A 25,524-nucleotide genomic window follows, 5' to 3' on the forward strand; every position below is an offset into this window, starting at 1 on the left:
TGCTTTTGCCGTTACGCACCACCCCGTCAGTAGCTGAACAGGAGGGACAGCTGATAGAAACAGAAGCCACTGGAGCACCTCAAAAACACCATCATACACTAAATCAGTAAGTTGGCAGCATCACCTTTTATTGAGAAAAATCTCATCACCAATTAAGTATCGACACCTACTGTACCTATCTCCATGCTGCCAGAATAATCCTGGCTTACTATTTCCGGGGTAACAGAAAGACACACCCGGTAATATTTTATCTAATCCCATAGAGAGGTTGAACTGGATAAAACGACTTTTTGGGCATTGAGTAAGACATCAGAAAACTTCCGGCAGATTATTCTGATGGGATACGCAATTGCCAGTCTGATGATTGCTGAAGCATTGAAACCCAACAGCACAAGGAAACTCGCCTTTACGCTGGAGAAAATTTGGGTCAGGGATGTTTATAGTCGGCAATTTATCCAGACCTGCCGCAACAGAAATGGAATGGAAAAGGATGCACAGCGCAAAACGCCGGGATCGATATCGCCGTATACGAAACACTAACTGTACCTGGCAATATCCTCACTACACATCACAGGTATTTGACCAACTTGAGTATCTGACGCAAAAACTCGAATACACATTACCGAGTGACACTATATCTCAGGCGATTATTACGACAGATTACTATCTGGCCTATGCGCTGGGTCGACATTTATTTTCAGGAGCACGTACCGCGATCTTCCAGACCATTGAATCGGCCAAAGTCAGCCTGCGAGAGTCGGTAATTAGTCAGTTAGTGGTTGATATGGAAGGTTTAACAATCTCTTATTTTGATGTTCTGGAGTATCTGCGCCAGCTAATTAAACCGCGGAATAACATCCAAATCTTCATATTGCTTTCCCGCCACGATGAAGACCTAATCCCTTTTATTTCTCTGTCCGGTCCATTTTATATCTTGTCACGTAGCCTGCGCCTCCCGGAGATGCGCCGCGCTTTATTGTCGCCAGTCCTTAACTATATTCACTCCAGGCACATAAACCAGCTCGATTGGGAGATGGTGGAATTACTTTTACAAGGTAACTCCTTAAAAGAGATTGCTTTGTTACAAGCTCGCCCCTACCACCGTATCATCTATCGCCTGAACCAGCTGATTGCGCGTCTGGGCTTAGCAAACCGGCAGCGTTTTTTGCACCTAATACATCGCCTCAGCGTTACCTCTGCTCATTTAATTTAACACCCTAACCCTATGTGCCATAAGATTTTTTAGGAAATTACTTATTTTTATATGAGATAAAAGATCTAAATTTCACAACTATTTAATATTTACAACTATTCCTGGTATTATGCTAACTTCCACCACCCCAGTAAACCATACTGATTCTGTGCATACCAGCACAAATAGCGTCATTCCCACCTTAACAAATCCTAAACAATTAGTTTATTGTATTGTTTTTACCATTTAAAAATTTTTTTCAGTCTGCCATAATTCAAACAGCAGTAAAATAATGCCAATAGTCATTAACACATCTGGATCTTTTAGAACATCCTAACTGACATTAACAACCTGAATGTTGTAAGCCTTTTCCGAAAGAACAGAGCAGGTATAATCCCCATAGTTTTCTGATTAATTGTTAGTTTTCCCAGTGTGAAATGGATTTTCCACAAATTCATTGTTCTGTAGAAGAGCAACCGAATAAACAAGGATGAAATAATATTTATTCGACTCTCCCTCAGAACAACCCTTGGCTATTTGACAATATTATAACGCCTGATGTTTTATAAAATTATCAAGATACGCATACAGTTTGAGGCATACAACAATGAAACCAGCATCCGTTATCATTATGGACGAACACCCTATTGTCAGAATGTCGATAGAAGTACTACTTGAAAAAAACAGTAATATCCAGGTTGTGTTGAAGACCGATGACAGCCGTACGGCAATAGAGCACCTGCGCACTTACCCTGTCGATCTTGTCATTCTGGATATTGAACTACCTGGTTCAGATGGATTTACATTACTCAAGAGAATAAAGTCTCTGCAGGAGAATACTCGGGTGCTGTTTCTCTCCTCCAAATCGGAGTCTTTTTATGCCGGGCGTGCTATCCGGGCCGGTGCAAATGGTTTCGTCAGTAAACGAAAGGATTTAAATGATATCTACAATGCGGTAAAAATGATTTTATCGGGATATTCTTTTTTCCCTTCAGACACCCTTAACTTCATTAACAATATAAATATGAAAAAAGGTGTATTGAATGACATGCCGCTCTCTAATCGCGAAGTTACGGTTTTGCGTTATCTGGCAAATGGCCTCTCTAATAAGGAAATTGCTGAGCAGCTGTTACTCAGCAATAAAACGATTAGTGCTCACAAAGCTAACATCTACGCCAAACTCGGCTTGCACACTATCGTTGAGCTGATCGATTACGCAAAAATGCATGAATTAATGTAATAGCACTCCCGGCGAGACTTCGTTCGGGAGCGTTTTATCCGCGCATTGATTAGTTATAGTTAATCATAAATGTGGCATCGGCCCTGGCGAGGCCTGGCTGAACCCCGTCTGCTAACGCGATATAGTTGGCGAAAAAGGTCAGCGTGGCATTGCCGTTTTCATCAATCCCTACGGTTTGGCTGGCCTGCTCGAGCGGTAATCGCGTACGGTCACTGTCATGCAGTTCGATCGCCACCTTTTGCGCCATCACCGCGTCATCAAGCGCCAGCAACGTCGTACCCGGGGCCGGAGTACCAGAAAACGTTATTGACGCGGATCCCGGCGGGCAGCCTTCCAGCTTCAGCGTAAACGCGACTGGTTGGGTAGTATCCCCGCTGGTCTGTAACTGCTTTGTTGGCCAGGTGCCCAATTCAACCGACTTATTGCTGTCGCTGGCAATCACCGCACAGGTAAAGTCCACCACGTTTCCGCGCAGTTCAATATTGATTTCGCCCAGCGATGAGGCCGCATGGCACAACGAGCTGAATGTCAGTATGGGCAGCATCACCAGAAGCGCCCATGAAGTTGGCGTTTGCTTGTTAGTCATAATCTACTCGCAGATAGCCACGGGCAGTAAAAGGCCCTTCGGTAGGTTTATTCCCCGTCACGCTGACCGGCCATGTCCGAATACTCACGTTTGCCGCGGCGTTATCATCCAGTTGAAATGGGATCGTGCTGGACAGATTATTGGGCGTCAGCGGTCTACCGGTTTTGTCGGCGACAATGAACCCTAAGTCAGGATTGTCTGATACCATCATTTGCCCGGAGGCTTTCTCGGCCTCTACCCGCATGGTTAAGTATGCCTGTGCAGCGACGTTGGTGCATTTTATCGCCACCGTTTTGGTCTGCGGATTAATGCCTTCGGGACGGTTTCCTGCCCCCGCCTTGCTGAACAACGATGCGCCAATATCGCCAAAATCAAACTCGACAATCTGCCCTGCGTTCACCTCACAGTTTTGTGGAACCTCCACCTTACCGCTGTAGCTGATGGTATAAACCGGCGTGCTTAGCGCATCTCCAGTACTGGTCGTGACATAGACTCTGAACATAGTCTGGCGCGGGATCGGCACCATGTTAATAAACGAGCGGATCACTTTGAGTTTAAACACCAGGTTTGAATCCTGTACGCCAAAAGGCTTCTGCTTCGAAACGTTCGAGTCAACGCCCATACGGATATAATTTCGCGGAGGATAAAACAACCCGGCATAGCTGTCGGTGATGCTCATGGCCCCCAGCAGGTAGTCATTGAGCTTCAGATACTGAAAACCACCCTCGGTACTTTGAACCGGAAGTTCAGTGACATAGCTTCGATAGGTGTAATTCACCGTTGTCCCAGCCGGACAGGTGGCATTAACGCCAACCCAGCCCGATTTTTCCGGTAACGTCACCACCTGCCCCGGCTGATTATTGCTGCTGTTAAAGACGTTCGACAGATCGTAAAAAACATCCGTTGGTGTGCCATTCGAGTTTTGGCAGACCGTCGCCCAGGACGAATGAGCCATCAGCAGTAAAGCGCTTCCCAGTAACAAACCTGTTTGTCGTTTCATCGTATTATTCCTGTCGTGCCGTTGGAGATTCGCACGTCACGTTCGTGAGCGTCACCGCCTGTTTCAGACTCTCCTCAGGCAAGGCATAGTGCGCCACGCAGCGAGCGTTAGCGCTTTCCCCCCATTGGATCAGCAATTCGCCTTTTAGCGGTAAGCCGCTCAGGTAGATTTGCCCGTCTTCGCCCACCATACTGGTCACGCCGCTGGTGTTTTCACGCACAACGGATCCAAATGGCACAGGTTTACCTGCATATTTCGCAGTTATCAGCGCCCGCACACCGATACGTGTATCAAACGCTGCTCGCACCAATGCTCCTTGCGTTGGCACGACGCTGCTAACGTTATTTTCCACATCGGTATTGTTGTTCATTGAATTGGTATCTAACGCGACGCGGTTATAGCGATAAACGGTGGCATACGGCATCACCGCGTATCCGCGCCAGTCGGTTTGCACGCCGGTCTGGTTTTCTATCCGCACACCCTGCGCGCCAGGTGCTTTAACCAGCACATTGGTGTCCCCCAGCGGCTGACTGAGCGTAATACCGTCCGCATGCCCCACCACGCCGCCGGAGAGCTGCCAGTTATAGTCATGTTGATCGCGATCGTAGTTGTATCCCACGCCCAGCGTGCCATAAGCCGCCTGCCAGTTGGCGCTGGCGTTTCCGCTGTAACCGTTGGTGCTGCTGTGCCCCTGATTCACGCTATAGCTCAGGTTGCGTCCATCCAGTAACGTACCGCCGATCCCGCTCTGCCAGCTGTTTTGTCCGTTGCTGTTGCGGTTGGCATTAAAAGTGGCGTAGGTGCGATCGAGCGCGTTATCACGCGAGTAGCGCCGTCCGCTTAGCAGGCTGAACGGCACTGACATATTGAATGCCAGAATACGGTCGGTGTCGGAGATGCCTACCGATTCATTCCACGACCAGGAGAGTGAATAGCTAATTCCCTGCCAGCCGCTGGCATAGCCCACCTGATACCAGGTATTGGTGTCTGAGGTATTCCAGTACGTTTGCTGACTCCCCGAAACATACAGCGAGCCGTAGTCTCCCAGGTTCTGCGAAATGTTAATCTGGAAGCGGCCCTTTTTGCTATAACTCAGGTTGTGGTAACTCTTCACATCGGGCACGTCGTGGCGATTGCCTTCGCTGTCGTATTCATACTCATACCCTTCCATGCTGCGATACGCGACATCGTCGAGGGTATAGAAGCCTCGCGTTGAGTAGCGATATCCCAACAGCTGGAAGTTTGTACCAAAGTTGTTCAGCGATTTTGCATACAGAAAACGCAAAGACTGCCCCTGATGCGTACTGTCATCCGCCAATTGACTGCGCGCATGGGTTAAATCCACAGAAACCGCCCCCCAGTCCCCCAGGTTTCGGCCAGTGCCTAAAACTACCGCGGTGTAACGTGAGGCCAGCTGCGTACCGCCATAAGCGGTGTAGCCTTCTGGTAACCCGGCAATTAATGTTCCCTGGAAAAAGAATGGTGAAGATTGCTGGCTATTGCCGCTGCGAAAATCCCCGGCAACCACGTCGTATTTGAAACGCCCTTCTCGTTGTAACAAGGGAACCGTGGAGTACGGCACCGTATAGCGCTGCTGGCTGCCGTCCTTTTCGTCCACCGTCACCTCAAGGTCACCGCTGGATGACGTCGGGTTGAGATCGGTTATCGAAAAAGCGCCCGGTGAAACATAGCTTTGATAAATCACATAGCCATTCTGACGAATGGTCAGTTTCGCTGCGGTACGCGCAATGCCGCGAACGGTTGGCGCGTAGCCCTGTAAGCTGTCGGGATACATACTGTCTGAGGAATAGAGCCGCGCCCCGCGAAATCCGACGCTGTCAAAAACGTCGTTGCCGGTGTTGCTGTCGCCCATCACCAGTTCACCCTTCAGCGGGATAATCGCGCGCTGAAGCCATGTACCGATATTTTTCCAGCTTTGTGAGTGGTATCCGTCACCTTTGGAATAGCTCCATGCGCCGTTATTTCTCAAGCGCCAGGGGCCATAATTCAGGCCACTGAGCATACTTAAGAAATAGCTGTCAGTGTCACTGCCGCGGCTGCCGGTAAAGCTGTAGTTGACCAGCGCAGCCGGGATCCCTTCATCCCACTCCTCCGGCGGAATATAGCCACGCGCGCTGTTTAACATTGACGCCTGCGGCAGGCTGACGTTTAAGCGCAGGGTAGAAAAATCAAATGCAATCTCGCTGCCTGGAATCGCCTCCGGTAGATTGATGCAGGTATCGTTCGGATCCTTACTGAGTGCCGGAAATGCAGCGATATTGACGCCAAGGCGCTTCACCCAGTCGAGTCCAAAACACGGCATCAGCCCACCAGACTTCTCCCCGGTTTTTCCCGCACTGCTCGTAAAACGAATATCCTGAGTGGCAACAAACTCATCGTTGCGCCAGATATCCACACGATAAACGCCTTCAGGCTGATGATTGCCTTTTTCAAAACGTGATAAATCCGCCACGGTTGCCGTATCCGCAGATAAAAAGGCCGGATTAAAATAGCTTTCCCCATGGCTTAAAGAGGGAAAGAGCGCCGCCAGCGTGGACAACGCCACCCCCGCCAGCGGTGGCGTAACCCCCGGTAACAGGCCAGGAAAATACGTTGTCTTATTCATCGTTATCTCAACGCACGCTAACCGTTTGGGCCGGGATCACGGCGCCATAATCATTGACCGTCTGGAACGTGACGTTGCCCTGAACGCCCGTTGGTAGCAGGACCTGCGCATCACTTTTCGGCGCGACCATCACGTTATCAACCTTCGTTTTCCCCACGTTGAGATTGACCAAGGTGACGTAATACGCTGACGGATTATTGATTTTCAGGTGGTTGCCGGTACGGGAGAATTTCAGCATCCCGGGCGCATCTTCCGGAATTTGCGGCAGATTATTCGGACGGACAAAAAGCTTGATGCGGGACAGAATCGCCAGTTGCAGAACGTTTTTACCCTCAAGGCTGTTTTTATTGACTGACGGAATGGCTTTCACATTCATCCAGAACAGCGATTCACGGTCTTTGGGCAGCGGAACACCTGCATAGATGATACGCAGCGTGTTTTCGCTTTTGGGTTCGCTGACGAACAGCGGAGGCGTAACCACAAACGATTTTTCTTTAACGCCTGCGCTATTCTCGATCCATGAATTGACCAGGTAACGTTCTTTGGTATCACTATTGCTAATAGACAGGGACGTTTGTTTGGCATCGGCTGGATAAATAACGCGGGTGGCACCTAATGCAATGCCTCCGGCAGCCTGAACACTGGCAGCAGAAAATAAGGCCAGTAAAAGGATAAAACCTGATTTTAGATAATTAAACATAGCTACAAATACCTTTGGTGTGATTATCGTTGGGAAATTAATCAGGGATAAACCAACGTAAACCACACGTCTGAACGAAGCGTTCCCGGCGTTATATTTTCCGAGACAGCCCGATAACGAGCAGTGAAATGAAACGTCATCTCTTGCGTTATAATCGGCGCATAATGAAGCGGCAGCGCATTCGGAATAATTTGCTGTTGGCGCTCATCAAATAACGCCAGACCGATCCCCGAAGCCGCAGACGCATCACCACTAGCAAGAAAAACCTGCGGATCTTCTGCTGGTGTCACACCTGCAAACGCAATCCCAACGTGGTCATAAACATCGGAGCTGCATGACGTTAAGCGCAGTGAAAACGGCACGCTGGTAGAGGCAAAGCTTCCCGTCCCGGAGAAAGCATTAGTGCGATACTGCCCCATTTGCACCCGCAAATTTTGGCTGTCGGTAGCGACCGTACAGGCACCATTGACAAGCTGCCCCCGTAAGTGAAGGCGGCCACTTTCCAGTATTACCGTATGTGCAAACACAGGCAGTACGCACAGCATTCCCGCCAGCGCCACGCCTTTCCCTATCATCTGCCGCATCCTTCATCATCCCCGGAAATTGCCTCATCCAGTGAGGCGAACGTCATCCTTGCGCAAATCAGAACGGCTTATTCGTACTTCATGATGAACGTCGCGTCGGCATTTGCCTGACCCGGCGTAGCGCTGGTGGCTGTGGCTTTGTAACGCGCAGAGAAACGTAGGGTGTTGGTCCCTTCTACCAGCGCCTGAGCGGTAGAGAAGGTAGCTCCATCCGGCTTCAGCGCGGTGGACGTATTGTCCAGGATTTCAATCCCGACACCGCTGGCAGTGGTACCGTTATCTGCAGAAGTGACAGCCAGCAGGTTGTTGTTGGTAATATCGGATTGACCAGAGAAAGCCACGGCTGCGGTTGCGGCAACTTTCGGGTCACAGTCGTTTAGCACGATTGAGAACGGAATTTGCGCCGTTGTATCGCCAACTGCGGTAAAACTGGCGGTACGATACTGGCCTAAGGTGACAACCTGATCGGATGACTGAGTACTGACTGCACAGGCTGCATTGACCAGTTCACCTTCAAAATGCACAGTACCGCCGCTAACGCTTACCGGATCGGCTGCAACCGCTGCACCTGCAACTAACATCAGGCTGGCAATAACAGAAGAGGTCATTAATTTACGTTTCATGGATTTCCCTTGAATTACACACATCCGGCTCCGGCGTCCTGCGGGATCCGTTTGAATCATTATCGACATTAAATGTCAGGCTAATTATCTCTGCATCCTGTAAAGATATATATCGCAAGAGAATTAGCTAACCTTTTACCCCAACTCTCCTGAGTATTTGATTCACTAATTAATCTTCGCGAATATGACTATTCGTCACAGGGTTAAATTAAACATTTCAATTAATGAAAAATACCTGCAAATCCTTTTATTGACCCTGGCCAATTCTTATTGGGACCTAAGAAAAATCTGGGTGAATATTACTTAAATGCTCCCATAAAGGTACGTAACAGACTGGTTTATGGCGCATTACCCCTGAAAACACCAGGGTGATGAATTGTTTCATTCACGTTAATTTTAATTCGCATGCTCATTAATTACCTGGGAGACTTCAGCCTCTGTGCTGCTCCCATGCTCTGACCATGGCACCCGTTATCGCACGTAAAAACGCAAACGAAAACTGACAGCACGCCCCGCTTCTGACAAAATAGTGACATCCCCTTCGGTTTAACGTAACAGACGGAATTCTCTCTCTGATGGCAGCAAAGATTATTGACGGTAAAACGATTGCGCAGCAGGTGCGCTCTGAGGTTGCTCAAAAAGTTCAGGCGCGTTTAGCGGCTGGATTACGCGCCCCAGGCCTGGCTGTTGTGCTGGTAGGTAGCAACCCGGCTTCGCAGATTTATGTTGCGAGTAAACGCAAAGCCTGTGACGAAGTGGGGTTTGTCTCCCGCTCCTATGACCTGCCTGAAACCACCAGCGAGGCGGAGCTTCTTGAGCTGATCGATACGCTCAATGCAGATACCACCATCGACGGTATCCTGGTACAACTGCCGTTGCCGGCGGGTATCGACAACGTGAAAGTGCTGGAACGTATTGCGCCAGATAAAGACGTTGACGGTTTCCACCCGTATAACGTCGGTCGCCTGTGCCAGCGCGCGCCGCGTCTGCGCCCATGTACTCCGCGCGGTATCGTTACCCTGCTTGAGCGTTACAACATCGATACCTACGGTCTGAATGCCGTGGTCATTGGTGCCTCGAATATTGTCGGTCGCCCAATGAGTATGGAGCTACTGCTGGCTGGCTGCACCACCACCGTCACCCACCGATTCACCAAAGATCTGCGCCGCCACGTAGAAAATGCTGACCTGCTGATTGTTGCCGTCGGTAAACCGGGCTTTATTCCTGGTGAGTGGATCAAAGAAGGTGCGATTGTGATTGATGTCGGCATCAACCGTCTGGAGAATGGTAAGGTTGTTGGCGATGTGGTCTTTGACGATGCGGCCGCACGAGCGTCATATATCACGCCGGTCCCCGGCGGCGTAGGACCAATGACGGTCGCCACACTTATCGAAAACACGCTGCAGGCGTGTGTTGAATATCATGATGTAAAGGACGTTTAAGATGGCCACATTTTCACTGGGTAAACACCCACACGTTGAACTCTGCGATTTGCTGAAGCTGGAAGGCTGGAGCGAAAGTGGCGCCCAGGCAAAAATTGCTATTGGCGAAGGGTTAGTGAAGGTCGATGGCGTTGTTGAAACGCGTAAACGCTGCAAAATCGTTGCCGGACAGACCGTCAGCTTTGAAGGCCACAGCATTAACGTCGTGGCGTGACCCTAAGTGCCGGATGAGGTTAACACCGTATCCGGCCACTTCCCCCTCTCGTTTTCAGATAATGACTTCATCCCCACTTCACAGTGAACTGATAGCATGTTGTTTTTCCATACGAAGCGATCATCATGCCCACTATCGTTACCCACGCGGCCGTTCCGCTCTGTTTAGGGTTAGGTCTCGGACTTAAAGTCATCCCCCCACGATTACTGTTTGCTGGCGTCGTTCTGGCCATGCTGCCAGATGCCGACGTGTTGTCATTTAAGTTCGGCGTCGCCTACGGCAATGTGTTTGGCCACCGGGGATTTACCCACTCACTGCTGTTCGCCTTCGTGGTACCGCTGCTCTGCGTCTTGATTGGCCGACGATGGTTTAAGGCGGGATTGATTCGCTGCTGGCTATTCCTGACGGTTTCACTGCTGTCGCACAGTCTGCTGGATTCTGTCACCACCGGCGGTAAAGGCGTCGGCTGGCTGTGGCCGTGGTCGGATGAACGCTTCTTCGCGCCATGGCAGGTGATTAAAGTCGCCCCGTTTGCGTTATCACGCTACGCCACGCCGTACGGGCACCAGGTGATCATGTCGGAGTTAATGTGGGTATGGCTGCCGGAAATCGTAATGATGGGTGTGCTGTGGTGGTATCGGAAACATTAACCTGCCGGATGCGACGCGATGCGTCTTATCCGGCCTATACGGCCCGGTAAGCGTAAGCGCCACCGGGCATTACAGAGTTACTTACGACGCCAGGTGGTACCCTGCGGGCCGTCTTCCAGCACGATGCCCATCTCGTTGAGACGGCCACGCGCGGCGTCAGCTGCCGCCCAGTCTTTCGCCTTACGGGCATCCAGACGCTGTTGGATTAGCGCTTCAATTTCAGCAACTTCACCGTCATCCGCCTGCGCACCGCTTTGCAGGAACGCTTCTGGATCCTGTTCCAGCAGGCCCAGTACGCTGGAAAGCTTACGCAGATGCGCAGCCATGCCGTTAGCCGCCGCCATATCTTCACCCTTCAGACGGTTAACCTCACGTGCCATATCAAACAGCACGGAGTAGGCTTCCGGGGTGTTGAAGTCATCGTCCATCGCTTCAATAAAGCGCGCTTCAAAGGCTTCGCCACCGGCTGGCGCAACGGATTTGTCGGTGCCACGCAGCGCGGTATACAGACGCTCCAGCGCAGAACGCGCCTGCTTGAGGTTCTCTTCGCTGTAGTTTAACTGGCTACGGTAATGACCGGACATCAGGAAGTAACGGATGGTTTCGGCGTCGTAGTATTTCAGCACGTCGCGAACGGTAAAGAAGTTGCCCAGCGATTTGGACATTTTCTCGCGGTCAACCATCACCATCCCGGAATGCATCCAGTAATTAACGTACTCACCGTCATGAGCACAGGTGGACTGAGCGATTTCATTTTCATGGTGCGGGAACATCAGGTCCGAACCGCCGCCGTGAATATCGAAATGGTTGCCCAGCTGTTTGCAGTTCATCGCCGAACATTCGATGTGCCAGCCCGGACGGCCCGCGCCCCACGGAGACGGCCAGCTCGGCTCGCCTTCTTTGGACATTTTCCACAGCACGAAGTCCATCGGGTTGCGTTTCACATCAACCACGTCAACGCGTGCGCCTGCCTGCAGCTGATCCAGATCCTGGCGCGACAGCTGGCCGTAGTTCGGGTCAGTCGGCACGTCGAACATCACGTCGCCGTTATCAGCAACGTAAGCGTGACCTTTGGCAATCAGTTGTTCAGTGATTTCGATAATTTCAGCGATATGGTGCGTAGCACGCGGCTCCAGATCCGGGCGCAGAATATTCAGCGCATCGAAATCGCTGTGCATTTCCGCGATCATTCTGTCGACCAACGCCACAAAGCTTTCGCCGTTTTCATTCGCGCGCTTGATGATTTTGTCATCGATATCGGTAATGTTGCGCACATACTTCAGCTTATAGCCGAGGAAGCGCAGATAACGCGCAACGACGTCGAAAGAAACGAAGGTACGTCCGTGGCCAATATGACAGAGATCGTAAACGGTAATACCACACACGTACATGCCGACTTCCCCGGCATGAATAGGTTTGAATTCCTCTTTTTGGCGCGTCAGTGTATTAAAGATTTTTAACATCGAAGATTCCGTGTAGACGTGTGTGGATAGTAAAGTCTGTATAATACCCATAATTTAGACCGGAAGCAGCACACTTTGCGAGGTGATCGCAGCTTGCGGTTATGCTATAACACACCCCTAACTCTGACCCTTGACGGGGTCGAAGCACCAATCTATCGGAACAGGATGCAAAAATGGTTACTTTCCACACTAATCACGGCGATATCGTAATCAAAACGTTTGATGATAAAGCGCCTGAAACAGTTAAAAACTTCCTGGACTACTGCCGCGAAGGTTTTTACAACAACACCATTTTCCACCGTGTTATTAACGGTTTCATGATCCAGGGCGGCGGTTTCGAGCCAGGCATGAAGCAAAAAGCCACGAAAGAAGCGATCAAAAACGAAGCGAACAACGGTCTGAAAAACACCCGTGGTACGCTGGCGATGGCGCGTACTCAGGCTCCGCACTCCGCAACCGCACAGTTCTTCATCAACGTTGCAGACAACGACTTCCTGAACTTCTCCGGCGAAAGCATGCAGGGTTGGGGTTACTGCGTGTTCGCTGAAGTTGTTGAAGGCATGGACGTGGTTGATAAAATCAAAGGCGTTTCCACTGGTCGCAGCGGTATGCATCAGGATGTGCCAAAAGAAGACGTTATCATCGAAAACGTGACCGTCAGCGAGTAATCGTGGCGACACTGTTTATTGCAGATCTTCACCTCTGCACAGAAGAACCGGCGATCACCGCCGGTTTTCTGCGTTTTTTAGCCGGTGATGCGCGAAAGGCCGATGCGCTATATATTCTTGGCGACCTGTTTGAAGCCTGGATTGGTGACGACGATCCTAATCCGCTGCATCGTGAAATGGCCGCGGCGATAAAATCACTGACTGATTCCGGCGTTCCCTGCTTTTTTATTCACGGCAATCGTGATTTTCTGCTCGGTAAACGTTTTGCCCGTGCGAGCGGCATGACCTTGCTTCCCGAAGAAAAAGTGCTCGACCTGTATGGCCGCAAGGTGCTGATCATGCATGGCGACACCTTATGCACCGACGACGCAGGCTATCAGGCATTTCGCGCCAAAGTGCATCAACCCTGGTTACAGAAGCTGTTCCTCGCTCTGCCGCTGTTCGTTCGCCAGCGAATCGCTGCGAAAATGCGTGCCAACAGCAAAGCAGCCAACACCACCAAATCGCTGGAAATCATGGATGTGAATCAGCAGGCCGTGATTAGCGAGATGGAAAAACATCAGGTTCAGTGGTTAATTCACGGCCATACCCACCGCCCTGCCGTCCACGAGCTTACGGCCAATGAGCAACCCGCTTTCCGCGTAGTTTTAGGCGCATGGCACACCGAAGGTTCGATGATCAAAGTCACCCCTGACGACGTTGAACTGATCGCCTTTCCGTTTTAATTCTGCAGATACTCAGTTCCTCTTTACACAAAATTATTCGAGTTGCATCGAGGCGGCAAATCTGTGAGTTCCCTGGAGCTTACAAAAGTAAGTGACTGGGGTGAGCAGATGCAGCCAACAAAGAGGCAGCTTGAAGAGTGAAGTGCAAAGCGCGCAATCGTTTTCCTTGGCGGTGAATTATGCTATTCTCTGTGGCCTCAAAAGTCGAGTGTAGTGCACCACAGGAGTTTTCAGACGCATGTCTTCCCGCAATAATCCGGCGCGTGTCGCCATCGTGATGGGGTCCAAAAGCGACTGGGCTACCATGCAGTTCGCCGCCGAAATCTTCGAAATCCTGGACGTTCCGCATCATGTTGAAGTCGTCTCCGCCCACCGCACCCCAGACAAACTGTTTAGCTTCGCCGAAAGCGCTGAAGAGAACGGTTATCAGGTGATTATTGCCGGGGCCGGTGGCGCAGCGCATTTGCCTGGCATGATTGCGGCGAAAACGCTGGTGCCTGTCCTCGGTGTTCCGGTGCAAAGCGCAGCGCTGAGCGGCGTAGATAGCCTCTACTCTATCGTTCAAATGCCGCGCGGTATTCCGGTCGGCACGCTGGCGATCGGCAAAGCGGGTGCGGCAAATGCGGCCCTGCTGGCAGCACAAATTCTGGCAACACACGACAAAGCATTACATCAGCGTCTGAACGACTGGCGCAAAGCGCAAACCGATGAGGTGCTGGAGAACCCGGACCCGCGAGGTGTCGCATGAAGCAGGTCTGCGTACTTGGCAACGGACAGCTAGGGCGCATGTTGCGCCAGGCCGGTGAGCCACTGGGCATAGCGGTCTGGCCCGTCGGGCTGGACGCTGAACCGGCTGCGGTCCCTTTTCAGCAAAGCGTGATCACCGCTGAGATTGAGCGCTGGCCGGAAACGGCACTCACCCGCGAACTGGCACGCCACCCGGCGTTTGTTAACCGCGACGTCTTCCCGATTATTGCCGACCGTCTGACGCAAAAGCAGCTTTTTGACAAGCTCGGTCTGGCGACCGCGCCGTGGCAGCTGCTGGCAGATAAAAGCGAATGGTCTGCGGTATTCAACAAACTTGGCGAGCTGGCGATCGTGAAACGTCGCGTCGGCGGCTACGATGGACGTGGACAGTGGCGCTTGCGCGCAAATGAAACTGAGCAACTGCCGGACGACTGCTACGGCGATTGCATCGTCGAGCGGGGAATCAATTTCTCCGGTGAAGTCTCACTGGTTGGCGCTCGTGCGCACGACGGCAGCACCGTTTTCTATCCGCTGACCCATAACCTCCATCAGGACGGCATTCTGCGCACCAGCGTGGTATTCCCGCAGGCTAACGCCAGACAGCAGGAACAGGCTGAAGCAATGCTCTCTGCCATCATGCAGGAGCTGGGCTATGTCGGCGTGATGGCGATGGAGTGTTTCATCACCCCGGAAGGTCTGCTGATTAACGAACTGGCTCCGCGCGTGCACAACAGTGGCCACTGGACGCAAAACGGCGCCAGCATCAGCCAGTTTGAGTTGCATCTACGTGCCATTACCGACCTGCCGTTACCGACGCCGGTGGTGAACCACCCTTCGGTGATGGTAAACCTGATTGGTAGCGACCTGAACTACGACTGGCTCAAGCTGCCGCTGGTGCATCTGCACTGGTATGACAAAGAGGTGCGTGAAGGGCGTAAGGTGGGTCACCTGAACCTGAGCGACAGCGATACCGCGCGCCTTAGCGCAACGCTGGAAGCGCTTATCCCCCTGCTACCGCCGGAATATGCCAGCGGTATTATCTGGGCGCAGTCAAAGCTGAAATAAGCCAATAATGCCGGGGAGTTGATTTTATCCTTCCCCGGCCCCTCCTCTGGCGCGTAAAATCCCCTCCATTGCTGTTTTGTATTTTCAGGATCAAACATGAACGATGGAACGGACTACCGCGCAATTTTGCTCGCCGGTACGCCTTTAATCGATGTACGCGCCCCCGTCGAATTTCAGCAAGGCGCAATGCCGGGCGCAATCAACCTTCCCTTAATGAACGATGACGAACGTGCCGCCGTCGGGACCTGTTACAAACGCCAGGGACCTGAAGCTGCCCTCGCGCTTGGTCATCAACTGGTTTCGGGTGAAACCCGTCAACAGCGCATGAGCGCCTGGCTGGATGCCTGCCGTCAACATCCTGCGGGCTATTTATGCTGCGCGCGCGGCGGTCAGCGTTCACATATTGTGCAGCAGTGGCTGCATGAGTCCGGCATTGACTATCCGTTGATTAAAGGCGGTTACAAAGCCCTGCGCCAGGCAGTGATACAGCTGACTGAAGAATTAGTGCAAAAGCCGATCGTCTTAATTGGCGGCTGTACCGGGAACGGTAAAACGCAGCTGGTGCAACAGCAGCCAAACGGTGTGGATCTCGAAGGTCTGGCGCACCATCGCGGCTCCTCGTTTGGGCGCACCGTTGAACCTCAATTGAGTCAGGCGAGTTTTGAAAACCTGCTGGCGGTTGAAATGCTCAAAACCGATAGCCGTCAGGATTTACGTCTGTGGGTACTGGAAGATGAAGGCCGCATGATCGGGGCTAATCATCTGCCAGAATGCCTGCGCGAGCGCATGACCCAGGCATCAATTGCGGTGGTGGACGATCCTTTTGAGCGTCGTCTGGAGCGACTACGCGAAGAGTATTTCGTGAAGATGCACCACGATTTTACCCACGCTTATGGCGAGAGCCAGGGCTGGCAGGAGTACAGCGAGTATCTGCACCACGGCCTGTTTGCTATCCGCCGTCGTCTGGGTTTACAACGTTTTGCCGAGCTGACCACCCTGCTCGACGAGGCTCTGCGCGAACAGCAGGCAACGGGCAGCACCGACGCCCATATGGGCTGGCTGGTGCCGTTGCTCAATGAGTATTACGACCCGATGTATCGCTATCAGTTGGAAAAGAAAGCCGCGAAAATTGTTTTTCGCGGCACATGGCAGGACGTTGCCGAGTGGCTTAACGCACAGTGATCAGTGTCTGTCGCGCTTATCTGCGCGTTTTGCCAGCCAGTCACCCAGCACCTGAACGACCTGCACCAAAATAATCAGCGCCACCACGGTGACGATCATGACCTGGGTTTCGTAGCGGTAATAACCAAAGCGAATCGCCAGGTCGCCGACTCCACCGCCGCCAACGATCCCGGCCATCGCGGAGTAACCGATCAGACTCACCAACGTTATCGTCAACCCACGCAGCAGACCCGCGCTCGCTTCAGGTAACAGAACGGTGCAGATGATGCGCATCGGGCTGGCACCAAACGCTTCCGCCGCTTCAATAATGCCTTTATCGACTTCACGTAACGCGCTATCAACCAGACGGGCATAGAAAGCGATTGCCGCCACCGAGAGCGGGACCGACGCCGCAATCGGGCCAATGGTATTCCCGAGCAAAAACTGGGTTAGCGGCAGCAGCAGAACCAGCAGGATCACAAACGGTACCGAACGAATGATATTCACCAGCACGGAGCTGAGCAGATACACAAAACGGTTTTGCCAGAATAAATGCCGGTCGGTGACGAAAATCAGAAAACCGAGCGGCAGACCACCAATAATTGCCAGCACCGTAGAGATGCTCAGCATCTGGAAGGTTTCATTAAACGCCAGCGTTAAATCAGGCAATAAATCATCCACGAATCACCTCCACCTGTGCAGTACGTTGACGAATATGTTCCACGGCGACTTCCACCGCTGAAGGGTTATGCGGCGCGGTCAGCTGCACGACCAGAATCCCCAGCGCACGTTCGCCAATATATTCAATTTTGCCGTGCAGAATGTTCACCGCCACGCCAAATTTAACCGCGACTTCTGACAACACCGGCTGTTCCGCCGAATCGCCGATGAACAGAATTTTTAGCAACTGACCAGGCAGATGCTGGCGCAGACGCTCGGGCAGCGTCAAATTGAGGGTATGCGACACCAGCTGCTGCGTGAACGCGTGCTGCGGGTGAGCAAAAACGTCAAACACCTCACCAGACTCCACCACCTTGCCGCCGGACATTACCGCCACGCGATCGCAAATCGATTTGATCACGTTCATCTCGTGAGTGATCAGCACGATCGTGATCCCCAACTGTTGGTTGATCTGCTTAAGCAACGCCAGAATCGTGGCTGAGGTTTCGAGGTCCAGCGCCGAGGTAGGTTCATCACACAGCAGCACATCCGGGTGATTGGCAATCGCGCGGGCAATACCCACACGCTGCTTTTGCCCACCGCTGAGCTGAACCGGAAAGCGGTTCGCCTTGTCGGACAGCCCCACCAGCGCCAGGATTTCGCTCACGCGCGGACCAATTTTACTGCGCTCCCATCCGGCAGCCTTCAGACTAAAGGCGACGTTTTGCGCCACGGTACGGGTATGCATCAGGTTAAAATGTTGAAAAATCATACCGATACGCTGACGGGCTTTACGTAGATGCCCCCCTTCCAGCGCGGAAATTTCTACGCCGTTCACCTTCACGCTTCCCTGGCTCGGACGCGTTAAGGCGTTCAGGGTGCGCAGCAGCGTACTTTTCCCCGCGCCGCTGGTCCCGACAATGCCAAATATCTCACCTGCGCCAATGCGCAAGCTAACGTCATCAACCGCCCGGGTTGATGGTCCACGGCCTGCGCTAAAATCCACGCAAACTTTCTCAATCTCAATCATAGCCACCTCAGAAATGCGAAAAGGGCAGTCGTCGCTGCCCCTGTTAACCCTTGTGCGCAGCGATTATTGGGCTGTCGACATCCATTCCGGTTTCTGGAAGGCGCTGTAGATATTTTGCGGATCGTCGATCACCGCGCGATACGCCGGAGATTTCACCGCCTCAACAATATCTTTTGCGAACGGTTTATCCGCATCTTCACTGCGTACCGCGATGATATTTTTCAGATTTTCGTCCAGGTGTTCCTGCTTGATGGCGCTGGCGAGATCCATTTTTGCCGCCACGGCAAAGTTACCGTTGACCAGCGCACCGGTCACACCGTCCAGCGTACGCGGCAGCTGTGCCGCTTCCAGCGGTTTAAACACCAGCCCTTTGGGATTGCTGGCGATATCGCGCTCGGAGGCTTTAGTTGGATCAATATTGTCTTTGATGGTGATAAGGCCAATAGACTGCAGGAAACGCAGACCGCGAGCCAGGTTGGTGGGATCGTTGGAGAGCGTGATCACATCCCCTTTTTTCAACTCATCCAGGCTTTTGATTTTATGTGAGTAAAAACCCATCCCGGCTGTCGGGACCACAATCAGCTTGCTCAGCTTCAGGCCTTTATCGGCAGTGAATTTGTCAAAATAGAGCGAATGCTGGAACAGGTTAGCATCAATGCTACCGTTGGAGAGCGCCATGTTTGGCTGCACGTAATCGCTGAATTCGCGCACCACTACCTTGTAACCTTTCTCTTTCAGCGTGGGGGCAATGGCCTGTTTCACCATATCACCGTATGGCCCAGGCGCGACGCCAAACACGATTGTGTGCGGGTCACTGTTCGCATGAGCAAATTGTAAGCCGCAGGCCAGTAACAGCGCCCCGGTCGCGACGCGTAAACTCTGACGCAATCCCATATTTTCTCCATTTTAACGTTGTGGTGTCATGTCTCACGCCGTTCATGCGGCGTTGTTCTCGTTGGCCTGATAACAGGCAGATTTCTAACATGACACAGATCACAACCTGCTGTCCTTGAAATTATTTCATGATGTTGCAGAGTATGTTTTTAAATGTGAGAAGGTATGAAAAAGCCGGATGTCGGCACAAGTGCCTTATCCGGCCTACAACTGCTTTCTTAGGCCCGATAAACGCAAGCATATCGGGCGGCAGGCGTCGATTAGAAGTCGTAACGCAGACGCACCAGGTTCATGTCACCCAGATTGTCGGTGCTGGAGGTAAAGACGTGTTCGTAATCAACACGGAAACCGTAATCCAGCTGGAAGCTGATCCCCACGCCGTTGTCGGTACGCAGGTAGTTACGGCCATTCACGTACTCAATACGGTCGCCCATAAAGTAAGGCTGAACGGATTTCAGCGCATACTGACCCACCGGGAAGGTGTAACCGGCGAAGTATTCCAGACCCCAGGCGTCACCGGCAAAGTAGTCGTTAACAGAGACTTTTTTGGTGGTCATGAAGTTTTGATACCAACCGCCGCCCATCGAGAAGGTCCAGTTGTCCGGTTTCCAGCTCAGCGCGGTACCGACGATGTTTTGATCGTAGGTTTTGCTGGTGTTGCCACGCATTTCCGCGCGAGTGTAGTTCCACGCCGTACCCCAGGTCAGGTCATCAGTAATATGATAATCCACACCCAGTGAGCCGCCGCCTTTACGCTTGTAGCGCAGACCGTTGTTCGGGTTGTAATCATCACTGAACAGATAAGAGGCGTAGAGATCCACATCACCAACGGTATTCTTATACTTCAGTGATTTACGCGTACGATAGGAACCATCATAGTCGCCATTGATACCGTTACCTGGCGCCTGACCGATCATGTCGTAGTCCCAGATATCCGTTTTCGCACCGACTACATCATAGTAAATGCTGTTTTGTTGACCGAAGGTCAGCGTACCCCAGGTTGCACTCTTCAGACCGGTGTACAACATACGACGCGTGGTATCGTTGGCACCGTCAGCGTAGTGGTTATCCCAGTTGAACATCGCCGGGAAGTTAACGCCCAGCTCGTAGTAGCTCACCCAACTGATATCATCAAACAGATAGTAGTCAGCGGCGAAGCGGAAACGTGTACCGCCATCGAAGCCATTACGTTTGTAGCCATTCTTACCATCGTCACCGGCCATATTCTGGAACTGCGGACGAATACTGCCGCCGACGGTGAAGTTAAGACGGCTCAGCGGGTTGCCCGCCTGCGGATCTTGTTTCAGGACCGTGATTTCCGCCTGTGAAGCGAAAGTCGTTAATGCCACTGCTGCGCCGATCGATACCGCCAGCGCTGTTTTTTTTATAGTCATTATTTATACCTTGATAGATAGCCTGCCAATTATTCAGCACACAAATATTAACGTTTATTAATACTCTCGTGTTGTTGGGTTTTTATTGTTCTGTGCTGTTAAATATCAAGGAGTTATCAATTTGTGCTACATAGAAAAAAAGACGCACCGATTTTAAAACCGGTGCGTAATCATCACGAATATGAATTAACTACTGAACTGACGGAACAGCGCTTTACCTTTTAGCAGACGTGAACCGAGCCATCCACCGCATAAAGAGAGCAGCAATGCTCCACTAAATGGTAATACTACCCACAGTCGCCAGTCTGGCTCCCACGGGAAATCAAACACTTTGGTTTGCAGTACCGCCAACGCTGTTTCCGCACCGATGGCCGCCACCAGTCCGGCAACCATCCCGAGCATGGCGAACTCGCACCACAGCGTGGTACGCAGCAGCTTCTTACCCGCGCCCAGCGTGCGCCAGACCACCAACTCCTGATGACGCTGACGCATCCCGACCTGGACCTGCGCCAATAGCAGCAGCATGCCACAGGCGGTGACCAGTACCACCATCACCTCCAGTGCGCGGCTCACCTGATCCAGCACCTGGCTCACCTGTTTGAGGATGGCGCCAATATCCAGCAGGCTGATGGTCGGGAATTCGCGGTTAAGCTGCGTTAGCATGCCGTTGCCGTTCTCCCAGCGAAAGCTGGTTAACCAGCTTTGCGGCTGAGCATCCAGCGCGCCGGAGGGGAAGATAAAGAAGAAGTTGGGCCGCAGGCTTTCCCAGTCCACTTTGCGCAGACTGCTGACCGTGGCGCTGAAATCCTGGGTATCGCCCATAAAAGTCACCTGATCGCCGAGTTTGACGTTCAGCCGTTTCGCTAACCCCTCTTCCATCGACACTTCGCCCGCTTTTGGCGGCCAGCTTCCGGCGGTTATCGGGTTATGATCCGGTCGGGTATCCTGCCAGGTCAGGTTAAGCTCGCGGTTCAGCGCCTCATCCTGATTGCCTTCGGTCGGCTTCTCATTGATAGCCGTCAGACGCGCCCGCACAATCGGATAGAACGATTCCGGGATCACCTGATGCTCGGACAGGAAAGCCTTCAGCGGAACCACCTGCTCGGTGGCAATGTTAATCAGATAATAGTTCGGACTTTCCGGCGGCATTTGCTGCTGCCAGCGGTCGAGCAGATCGCCGCGCAGCACCAGTAACAACGCCAGCAGCATAAAGGAAAGCGAAAATGCCGATAGCTGGCTGAGCGTTGACCACGGCTGGCGTAACAGTCGACTGACCGCCAAACGCAGCGGCAGTGAGGAGAGCGTCAGACCACGCAGCACGTTGAGCAGCATCCAGCCGAGCACCCCGCACAACAGCGCCAGTACCACCGCACCAGCCAGTACCGCCCACAGCAGCGGACTTCCGTCCATCAGTCCAGCAAGCAGTGCAATCACGACTATCACGACCACCGGCAAATAAAACTTCAGCGGCCAGACGTTTGCCACCACGTCACGGCGCAGCACCCGCAGCGGCTGCGTCGCCAGCAGCAGGCGGTAAGGGCGTAACCCGACCAACAGCGAAATCACCGTCATGGTGCCTAGTGCCCATAGCCACGGCCAGGGGCTGGCAGGCGGTAGTTCTCCAGGCAGAACCGGCTTGAGCAGTAGCACCAGCACGCGCTCAAATAGCAGTCCGAACAGCCCGCCGGTCAAGCCAGAAAGCGCCAGCACCATCAGCCATTGACCAACAATCAGCCTGCGCAGTTGCGCTCTGCCCGCACCGAGCGTTTTCAGAATAGCCACCAGATCGTAACGGCTGCGGCAATAATGGCTCATAGCCACGGCAACCGCGGCGACCGCTAGCAGCAGCGTTAACAGCGCCGACAGCAGCAAGAACTGTTGCGAACGCTCAAGTGATTTCCCCAGCGCGCCTTCATCCTGCTCCAGCCCGTACCAGCGCTGTTCAGGCTTTAGCTGCGGCAACAGCCATTTTTCGTAGGCGTCCAGTTGCTGCGGCGTTCCGCCAAATTTATAGCGCCAGGTCACGCGGCTTCCCGGCTGGACCGCCGCCGTTTTTTCGACATCCGCCATGTTCATCATCAGACGCGGTGCTATCTGGAACGGATTAAAACCAGAGTCCGGCTCCTGCACCACCTCCCCGGCAATACGCAGCGTGGCATCGCCAACGTCGATGGAATCACCGACTTTTAAGTTGAGTAGCGCCATCAGACGTGGGGCCAGCAGAACCGAGCCCGGCTGCGGTTTCAGTCCCGGCGGGTTGGTTTGCAGTGTGCCGTACATCGGATACACATCATCTACCGCTTTGACGTTCGCCAGCTGCGGCGTATCCCGGGCAAAAGTCATGGTGGCAAAGGTGAGCTGTTCGCCCACCTTCAGGCCACGCTGTCGCGCCTCGTCAATCCACGCTTTCGGCACGGTACGCGAACTTTGTAGCGACCGATCGCCCGCCATAAACTCACGGCTTTGCTGGCTCAGCCCTTTTTCCATACGATCGCTGATATTGCCCAGCGCCAGCACACAGGCTACCGCCAGGCTCAGCGCCAGCCAGACAATCAGTAGTGAAGGCGAGCGCCATTCGCGCCAGAACCAGCGTGCAATCATGCCTCCTCCTGCAACTGTCCATTCACCAGACGTAAGCGCCTGTCGCAACGCGCCGCCAACTGCGGGTCATGCGTCACCAGAATCAGGGTGGTGCCGTGTTCCCGGTTCAGAGAAAACAGCAGGTCGGCTATTTTGTCTCCGGTCTGGCGATCGAGGTTGCCCGTTGGTTCATCGGCAAACAGCACGTCAGGGCGACCGTTAAAGGCCCGCGCCAGCGCCACGCGCTGCTGCTCCCCGCCGGAAAGCTGGGCCGGAAGATGATCAAGACGTTTTCCCAGTCCCAGTTGTTCCAACAGCGTTTTTGCCCCGTCACGACTTTTTCCGCTATTTTCGCCGCGCAACAGCGCGGGCAGTTCGACGTTTTCCAGCGCGTTGAGGGTCGGAATTAACATGAATGACTGGAAGACAAAACCCACGTGCCGCGCCCGCAGCTGCGCCCGGGCTTCTTCGTCCATGGTGTGCAGCGCCTGCCCCACCAGGCTGACTTCACCGCTGGTGCCATCGTCCAGCCCGGCGAGGATCGCCAGCAGCGTGGATTTCCCCGATCCCGACTCGCCAATCAACGCAATGGTCTCGGCGCGTTTGACAACCAGTTCAACTCCGGTAAGGATGGATAGCTCATGATCACCCTGACCGACGGATTTCTTAAGATGATGAACTTCAACAATGTTTTCCGCTGGCATTGGCCTTTCCTGTTCCTGGTCCTGTTAACTTTCCGCGCCGCCGCAGCGGACACGTTATTAATTCTGGGTGACAGCCTGAGCGCCGGATACCGAATGTCCGCCAGCGCCGCGTGGCCTGCGCTACTTAATGATAAATGGCAAACCAAAACGCCGGTGGTGAATGCCAGCATTAGCGGCGACACCTCGCAGCAAGGTCTGGCCCGTCTGCCAGCATTACTCAAGCAGCACCAGCCGCGTTGGGTACTGGTCGAACTTGGCGGCAACGACGGCCTGCGCGGCTTCGCACCTGCGCAAACCGAACAAACCCTGCGCACGATTCTGCAGGACGTAAAAGCGGCAAATGCCGAACCACTGCTGATGCAAATTCGTCTGCCGGCAAACTACGGTCGCCGTTATAATGAAACCTTTAGCGCGATTTATCCAAAGCTCGCCAAAGAGTTTGATATCCCTCTGCTGCCATTTTTCATGGAAGAGGTTTATCTGAAACCCCAGTGGATGCAAGATGATGGTATTCATCCTAACCGTGACGCCCAGCCGTTTATCGCCGACTGGATGGCGCAACATCTCACCCCTTTTCTATCCTAAATAATTCGAGTTGTATGAAGGCGGCAAGTGAGAGAGTTCCCAGGAGCATAGATAACTATGTGACTGGGGTGAGCGAGCGTAGCCAACGCGCAGACAACTTGAAGTATGACGGATATAGTAAATCACGACTCGTAATTCAACGGAGATTCTGACAGGTAAAGTTATGCAAAAATCGGTCTTAATAACAGGATGTTCCAGCGGAATCGGCCTGGAAAGTGCGCTTGAGCTAAAGCGCCAGGGTTTTCAAATTCTGGCAGGCTGTCGCAAACCTGACGATGTCGCGCGTATGAACAGCATGGGATTCACTGGCGTGTTGCTGGATCTGGATTCACCCGAAAGCGTGGATCGTGCCGCCGATGAAGTGATCGCCCTGACCGATAATCGTTTATATGGGATCTTTAACAACGCCGGATACGGTGTCTATGGTCCCCTGCCCACCATCAGCCGTGAACAGATGGAACAGCAGTTTTCCGCCAACTTCTTTGGCGCACATCAGCTTACCATGCGCCTGTTACCTGCCATGTTACCCCACGGCGAAGGGCGCATTGTGATGACCTCATCGGTGATGGGATTGATCTCAACGCCGGGACGCGGCGCCTATGCCGCCAGCAAATATGCACTGGAAGCCTGGTCCGACGCACTGCGTATGGAACTGCGCCACAGCGGGATTAAGGTCAGCCTGATTGAACCCGGCCCCATCCGTACCCGCTTTACCGAAAACGTCAACCAGACCCAGAGCGATGCTCCCGTTGAAAATCCCGGCATTGCCGCGCGTTTTACGCTGGGACCAGAAGAGGTTGTCGCCAAAGTGCGTCATGCGTTTGAGAGCGATAAACCAAAGCTACGTTATCCGGTTACGCTGGTGACCTGGGCAGTGATGCTGCTTAAACGCCTGTTGCCAGGCCGCATAATGGACAAAATTTTACAGGGTTGAGTTGAAGCTCGCGCGTCAGCCCCCATGTAACAAGAAATCGACAAAAGAGAGTAACTC

General features: G+C 52.8%; 26 protein-coding genes. 12 read left to right on the forward strand and 14 right to left on the reverse strand.

Going from position 1 to position 25,524, the window contains the following annotated elements:
* Positions 1-70: IS1 family transposase (locus tag ACHHZ7_RS13360; RefSeq protein WP_001680836.1), on the reverse strand; the 70-nt coding region annotated here is incomplete at its 3' end.
* Positions 71-490: 420 nt separating this feature from the next.
* Between ACHHZ7_RS13360 and ACHHZ7_RS13365 the strand changes: the two genes are divergently transcribed.
* The gene (locus ACHHZ7_RS13365; RefSeq protein WP_220709063.1) at positions 491-1,213 is read left to right on the forward strand and encodes a fimbriae Y protein; all 723 of its coding nucleotides are present in this window, start codon (positions 491-493) and stop codon (positions 1,211-1,213) included.
* A 586-nt stretch (positions 1,214-1,799) separates the two neighbouring features.
* Positions 1,800-2,432 (forward strand): fimbria biosynthesis transcriptional regulator FimZ, encoded by a 633-nt coding sequence (gene fimZ, locus ACHHZ7_RS13370; RefSeq protein WP_003831119.1) that lies wholly within the window; start codon positions 1,800-1,802, stop codon positions 2,430-2,432.
* 49 nt (positions 2,433-2,481) lie between these two features.
* Here fimZ and sfmF read toward each other — a convergent pair whose 3' ends face one another.
* The 6 genes from sfmF to fimA all read right to left on the reverse strand — a co-directional run bounded on the left by sfmF (position 2,482) and on the right by fimA (position 8,551).
* Positions 2,482-2,976, reverse strand: coding sequence for a fimbria assembly protein (gene sfmF / locus ACHHZ7_RS13375; RefSeq protein WP_187392937.1), 495 nt, complete (start codon positions 2,974-2,976; stop codon positions 2,482-2,484).
* Positions 2,977-3,010: 34 nt separating this feature from the next.
* Positions 3,011-4,018 (reverse strand): type 1 fimbria D-mannose specific adhesin FimH, encoded by a 1,008-nt coding sequence (gene fimH / locus ACHHZ7_RS13380; protein ID WP_048214757.1) that lies wholly within the window; start codon positions 4,016-4,018, stop codon positions 3,011-3,013.
* Positions 4,019-4,022: 4 nt separating this feature from the next.
* Positions 4,023-6,644, reverse strand: coding sequence for a fimbrial biogenesis usher protein (locus tag ACHHZ7_RS13385; protein WP_048226211.1), 2,622 nt, complete (start codon positions 6,642-6,644; stop codon positions 4,023-4,025).
* Between the two features lie 7 nt (positions 6,645-6,651).
* Positions 6,652-7,344: a type 1 fimbria chaperone FimC gene (fimC, locus tag ACHHZ7_RS13390; RefSeq protein ID WP_060682626.1), complete on the reverse strand. Its 693-nt coding sequence runs from the start codon at positions 7,342-7,344 to the stop codon at positions 6,652-6,654.
* 41 nt (positions 7,345-7,385) lie between these two features.
* Positions 7,386-7,919, reverse strand: a complete 534-nt coding sequence (gene fimI, locus ACHHZ7_RS13395) for a type 1 fimbrial protein subunit FimI (protein WP_048214759.1) — start codon at positions 7,917-7,919, stop codon at positions 7,386-7,388.
* A gap of 77 nt (positions 7,920-7,996) precedes the next feature.
* A complete protein-coding gene (gene fimA / locus ACHHZ7_RS13400) occupies positions 7,997-8,551 on the reverse strand; it encodes a type 1 fimbrial major subunit FimA (RefSeq protein ID WP_032934356.1) in 555 nt (184 codons plus the stop codon).
* A gap of 575 nt (positions 8,552-9,126) precedes the next feature.
* Between fimA and folD the strand changes: the two genes are divergently transcribed.
* The 3 genes from folD to ACHHZ7_RS13415 all read left to right on the forward strand — a co-directional run bounded on the left by folD (position 9,127) and on the right by ACHHZ7_RS13415 (position 10,857).
* Positions 9,127-9,993, forward strand: coding sequence for a bifunctional methylenetetrahydrofolate dehydrogenase/methenyltetrahydrofolate cyclohydrolase FolD (folD, locus tag ACHHZ7_RS13405; RefSeq protein WP_003831112.1), 867 nt, complete (start codon positions 9,127-9,129; stop codon positions 9,991-9,993).
* A 1-nt stretch (position 9,994) separates the two neighbouring features.
* Positions 9,995-10,207 (forward strand): ribosome-associated protein YbcJ, encoded by a 213-nt coding sequence (gene ybcJ, locus ACHHZ7_RS13410; RefSeq protein WP_003831111.1) that lies wholly within the window; start codon positions 9,995-9,997, stop codon positions 10,205-10,207.
* Positions 10,208-10,332: 125 nt separating this feature from the next.
* Positions 10,333-10,857, forward strand: coding sequence for a metal-dependent hydrolase (locus ACHHZ7_RS13415; RefSeq protein ID WP_060682627.1), 525 nt, complete (start codon positions 10,333-10,335; stop codon positions 10,855-10,857).
* Between the two features lie 77 nt (positions 10,858-10,934).
* Here ACHHZ7_RS13415 and cysS read toward each other — a convergent pair whose 3' ends face one another.
* Positions 10,935-12,320 carry a cysteine--tRNA ligase gene (gene cysS, locus ACHHZ7_RS13420; RefSeq protein ID WP_060682628.1) on the reverse strand — a complete coding sequence of 462 codons (1,386 nt, stop codon included), beginning with the start codon at positions 12,318-12,320 and terminating at the stop codon, positions 10,935-10,937.
* Between the two features lie 173 nt (positions 12,321-12,493).
* Here cysS and ppiB point away from each other — a divergent pair, with 173 nt between their 5' ends.
* From ppiB to mnmH, 5 genes are all read left to right on the forward strand, one after another.
* Positions 12,494-12,988: a peptidylprolyl isomerase B gene (ppiB, locus tag ACHHZ7_RS13425; RefSeq protein ID WP_003021875.1), complete on the forward strand. Its 495-nt coding sequence runs from the start codon at positions 12,494-12,496 to the stop codon at positions 12,986-12,988.
* A 2-nt stretch (positions 12,989-12,990) separates the two neighbouring features.
* On the forward strand, positions 12,991-13,713 hold the full coding sequence (gene lpxH, locus ACHHZ7_RS13430) for a UDP-2,3-diacylglucosamine diphosphatase (RefSeq protein ID WP_060682629.1): 723 nt from the start codon (positions 12,991-12,993) through the stop codon (positions 13,711-13,713).
* A gap of 238 nt (positions 13,714-13,951) precedes the next feature.
* Complete coding sequence (gene purE, locus ACHHZ7_RS13435; RefSeq protein WP_003831107.1) at positions 13,952-14,461, forward strand: 5-(carboxyamino)imidazole ribonucleotide mutase; 510 nt, start codon at positions 13,952-13,954, stop codon at positions 14,459-14,461.
* Entirely contained in the window at positions 14,458-15,525 is a 1,068-nt protein-coding gene (gene purK, locus ACHHZ7_RS13440) for a 5-(carboxyamino)imidazole ribonucleotide synthase (RefSeq protein ID WP_060682630.1), read from the forward strand. The genes purE and purK overlap by 4 nt, the downstream gene beginning before the upstream one ends.
* Before the next feature lie 96 nt (positions 15,526-15,621).
* Entirely contained in the window at positions 15,622-16,707 is a 1,086-nt protein-coding gene (gene mnmH / locus ACHHZ7_RS13445; protein ID WP_060682631.1) for a tRNA 2-selenouridine(34) synthase MnmH, read from the forward strand.
* Here the strand turns inward: mnmH and ACHHZ7_RS13450 are convergent, their stop codons facing one another.
* The 6 genes from ACHHZ7_RS13450 to ybbA all read right to left on the reverse strand — a co-directional run bounded on the left by ACHHZ7_RS13450 (position 16,708) and on the right by ybbA (position 23,948).
* Positions 16,708-17,367: a methionine ABC transporter permease gene (locus ACHHZ7_RS13450; RefSeq protein ID WP_003831085.1), complete on the reverse strand. Its 660-nt coding sequence runs from the start codon at positions 17,365-17,367 to the stop codon at positions 16,708-16,710. It lies immediately after the preceding gene.
* A complete protein-coding gene (sfbB, locus tag ACHHZ7_RS13455; protein ID WP_032942581.1) occupies positions 17,360-18,376 on the reverse strand; it encodes a virulence-associated ABC transporter ATP-binding protein SfbB in 1,017 nt (338 codons plus the stop codon). Before sfbB ends, ACHHZ7_RS13450 begins: the two co-directional genes overlap by 8 nt.
* Positions 18,377-18,439: 63 nt before the next feature.
* Positions 18,440-19,270, reverse strand: a complete 831-nt coding sequence (locus tag ACHHZ7_RS13460) for a MetQ/NlpA family ABC transporter substrate-binding protein (protein WP_003831083.1) — start codon at positions 19,268-19,270, stop codon at positions 18,440-18,442.
* Between the two features lie 260 nt (positions 19,271-19,530).
* Positions 19,531-20,664 (reverse strand): porin, encoded by a 1,134-nt coding sequence (locus ACHHZ7_RS13465; RefSeq protein ID WP_008783995.1) that lies wholly within the window; start codon positions 20,662-20,664, stop codon positions 19,531-19,533.
* Positions 20,665-20,850: 186 nt separating this feature from the next.
* Positions 20,851-23,265 carry a putative ABC transporter permease subunit YbbP gene (ybbP, locus tag ACHHZ7_RS13470; protein ID WP_060682632.1) on the reverse strand — a complete coding sequence of 805 codons (2,415 nt, stop codon included), beginning with the start codon at positions 23,263-23,265 and terminating at the stop codon, positions 20,851-20,853.
* Positions 23,262-23,948, reverse strand: a complete 687-nt coding sequence (gene ybbA / locus ACHHZ7_RS13475; protein ID WP_008783992.1) for a putative ABC transporter ATP-binding protein YbbA — start codon at positions 23,946-23,948, stop codon at positions 23,262-23,264. Before ybbA ends, ybbP begins: the two co-directional genes overlap by 4 nt.
* Here ybbA and tesA point away from each other — a divergent pair.
* Complete coding sequence (gene tesA, locus ACHHZ7_RS13480) at positions 23,916-24,533, forward strand: multifunctional acyl-CoA thioesterase I/protease I/lysophospholipase L1 (RefSeq protein WP_087051704.1); 618 nt, start codon at positions 23,916-23,918, stop codon at positions 24,531-24,533. The genes ybbA and tesA overlap by 33 nt on opposite strands.
* A 163-nt stretch (positions 24,534-24,696) precedes the next feature.
* A complete protein-coding gene (locus ACHHZ7_RS13485) occupies positions 24,697-25,467 on the forward strand; it encodes an SDR family oxidoreductase (protein ID WP_060682633.1) in 771 nt (256 codons plus the stop codon).
* Positions 25,468-25,524: the final 57 nt, after the last annotated feature.

The organism is Citrobacter freundii complex sp. 2024EL-00216, from assembly GCF_043945515.1.
In the GTDB taxonomy this organism is placed as follows: domain Bacteria; phylum Pseudomonadota; class Gammaproteobacteria; order Enterobacterales; family Enterobacteriaceae; genus Citrobacter; species Citrobacter portucalensis.

Excerpts from the sequence above, each read along its gene's own strand:
- fimA (WP_032934356.1), bottom strand. The coding sequence starts at position 8,551 with ATGAAACGTAAATTAATGACCTCTTCTGTTATTGCCAGCCTGATGTTA.
- fimH (WP_048214757.1), bottom strand. The coding sequence starts at position 4,018 with ATGAAACGACAAACAGGTTTGTTACTGGGAAGCGCTTTACTGCTGATG.
- ACHHZ7_RS13415 (WP_060682627.1), top strand. The coding sequence starts at position 10,333 with ATGCCCACTATCGTTACCCACGCGGCCGTTCCGCTCTGTTTAGGGTTA.
- ppiB (WP_003021875.1), top strand. The coding sequence starts at position 12,494 with ATGGTTACTTTCCACACTAATCACGGCGATATCGTAATCAAAACGTTT.
- ACHHZ7_RS13385 (WP_048226211.1), bottom strand. The coding sequence starts at position 6,644 with ATGAATAAGACAACGTATTTTCCTGGCCTGTTACCGGGGGTTACGCCA.
- sfmF (WP_187392937.1), bottom strand. The coding sequence starts at position 2,976 with ATGCTGCCCATACTGACATTCAGCTCGTTGTGCCATGCGGCCTCATCG.
- purK (WP_060682630.1), top strand. The coding sequence starts at position 14,458 with ATGAAGCAGGTCTGCGTACTTGGCAACGGACAGCTAGGGCGCATGTTG.
- ybbA (WP_008783992.1), bottom strand. The coding sequence starts at position 23,948 with ATGCCAGCGGAAAACATTGTTGAAGTTCATCATCTTAAGAAATCCGTC.
- ybbP (WP_060682632.1), bottom strand. The coding sequence starts at position 23,265 with ATGATTGCACGCTGGTTCTGGCGCGAATGGCGCTCGCCTTCACTACTG.
- ACHHZ7_RS13365 (WP_220709063.1), top strand. The coding sequence starts at position 491 with ATGCACAGCGCAAAACGCCGGGATCGATATCGCCGTATACGAAACACT.
- ACHHZ7_RS13465 (WP_008783995.1), bottom strand. The coding sequence starts at position 20,664 with ATGACTATAAAAAAAACAGCGCTGGCGGTATCGATCGGCGCAGCAGTG.
- ACHHZ7_RS13460 (WP_003831083.1), bottom strand. The coding sequence starts at position 19,270 with ATGGGATTGCGTCAGAGTTTACGCGTCGCGACCGGGGCGCTGTTACTG.
- mnmH (WP_060682631.1), top strand. The coding sequence starts at position 15,622 with ATGAACGATGGAACGGACTACCGCGCAATTTTGCTCGCCGGTACGCCT.
- tesA (WP_087051704.1), top strand. The coding sequence starts at position 23,916 with ATGATGAACTTCAACAATGTTTTCCGCTGGCATTGGCCTTTCCTGTTC.
- folD (WP_003831112.1), top strand. The coding sequence starts at position 9,127 with ATGGCAGCAAAGATTATTGACGGTAAAACGATTGCGCAGCAGGTGCGC.
- cysS (WP_060682628.1), bottom strand. The coding sequence starts at position 12,320 with ATGTTAAAAATCTTTAATACACTGACGCGCCAAAAAGAGGAATTCAAA.
- ACHHZ7_RS13485 (WP_060682633.1), top strand. The coding sequence starts at position 24,697 with ATGCAAAAATCGGTCTTAATAACAGGATGTTCCAGCGGAATCGGCCTG.
- sfbB (WP_032942581.1), bottom strand. The coding sequence starts at position 18,376 with ATGATTGAGATTGAGAAAGTTTGCGTGGATTTTAGCGCAGGCCGTGGA.
- fimC (WP_060682626.1), bottom strand. The coding sequence starts at position 7,344 with ATGTTTAATTATCTAAAATCAGGTTTTATCCTTTTACTGGCCTTATTT.
- ybcJ (WP_003831111.1), top strand. The coding sequence starts at position 9,995 with ATGGCCACATTTTCACTGGGTAAACACCCACACGTTGAACTCTGCGAT.
- fimZ (WP_003831119.1), top strand. The coding sequence starts at position 1,800 with ATGAAACCAGCATCCGTTATCATTATGGACGAACACCCTATTGTCAGA.
- fimI (WP_048214759.1), bottom strand. The coding sequence starts at position 7,919 with ATGATAGGGAAAGGCGTGGCGCTGGCGGGAATGCTGTGCGTACTGCCT.
- purE (WP_003831107.1), top strand. The coding sequence starts at position 13,952 with ATGTCTTCCCGCAATAATCCGGCGCGTGTCGCCATCGTGATGGGGTCC.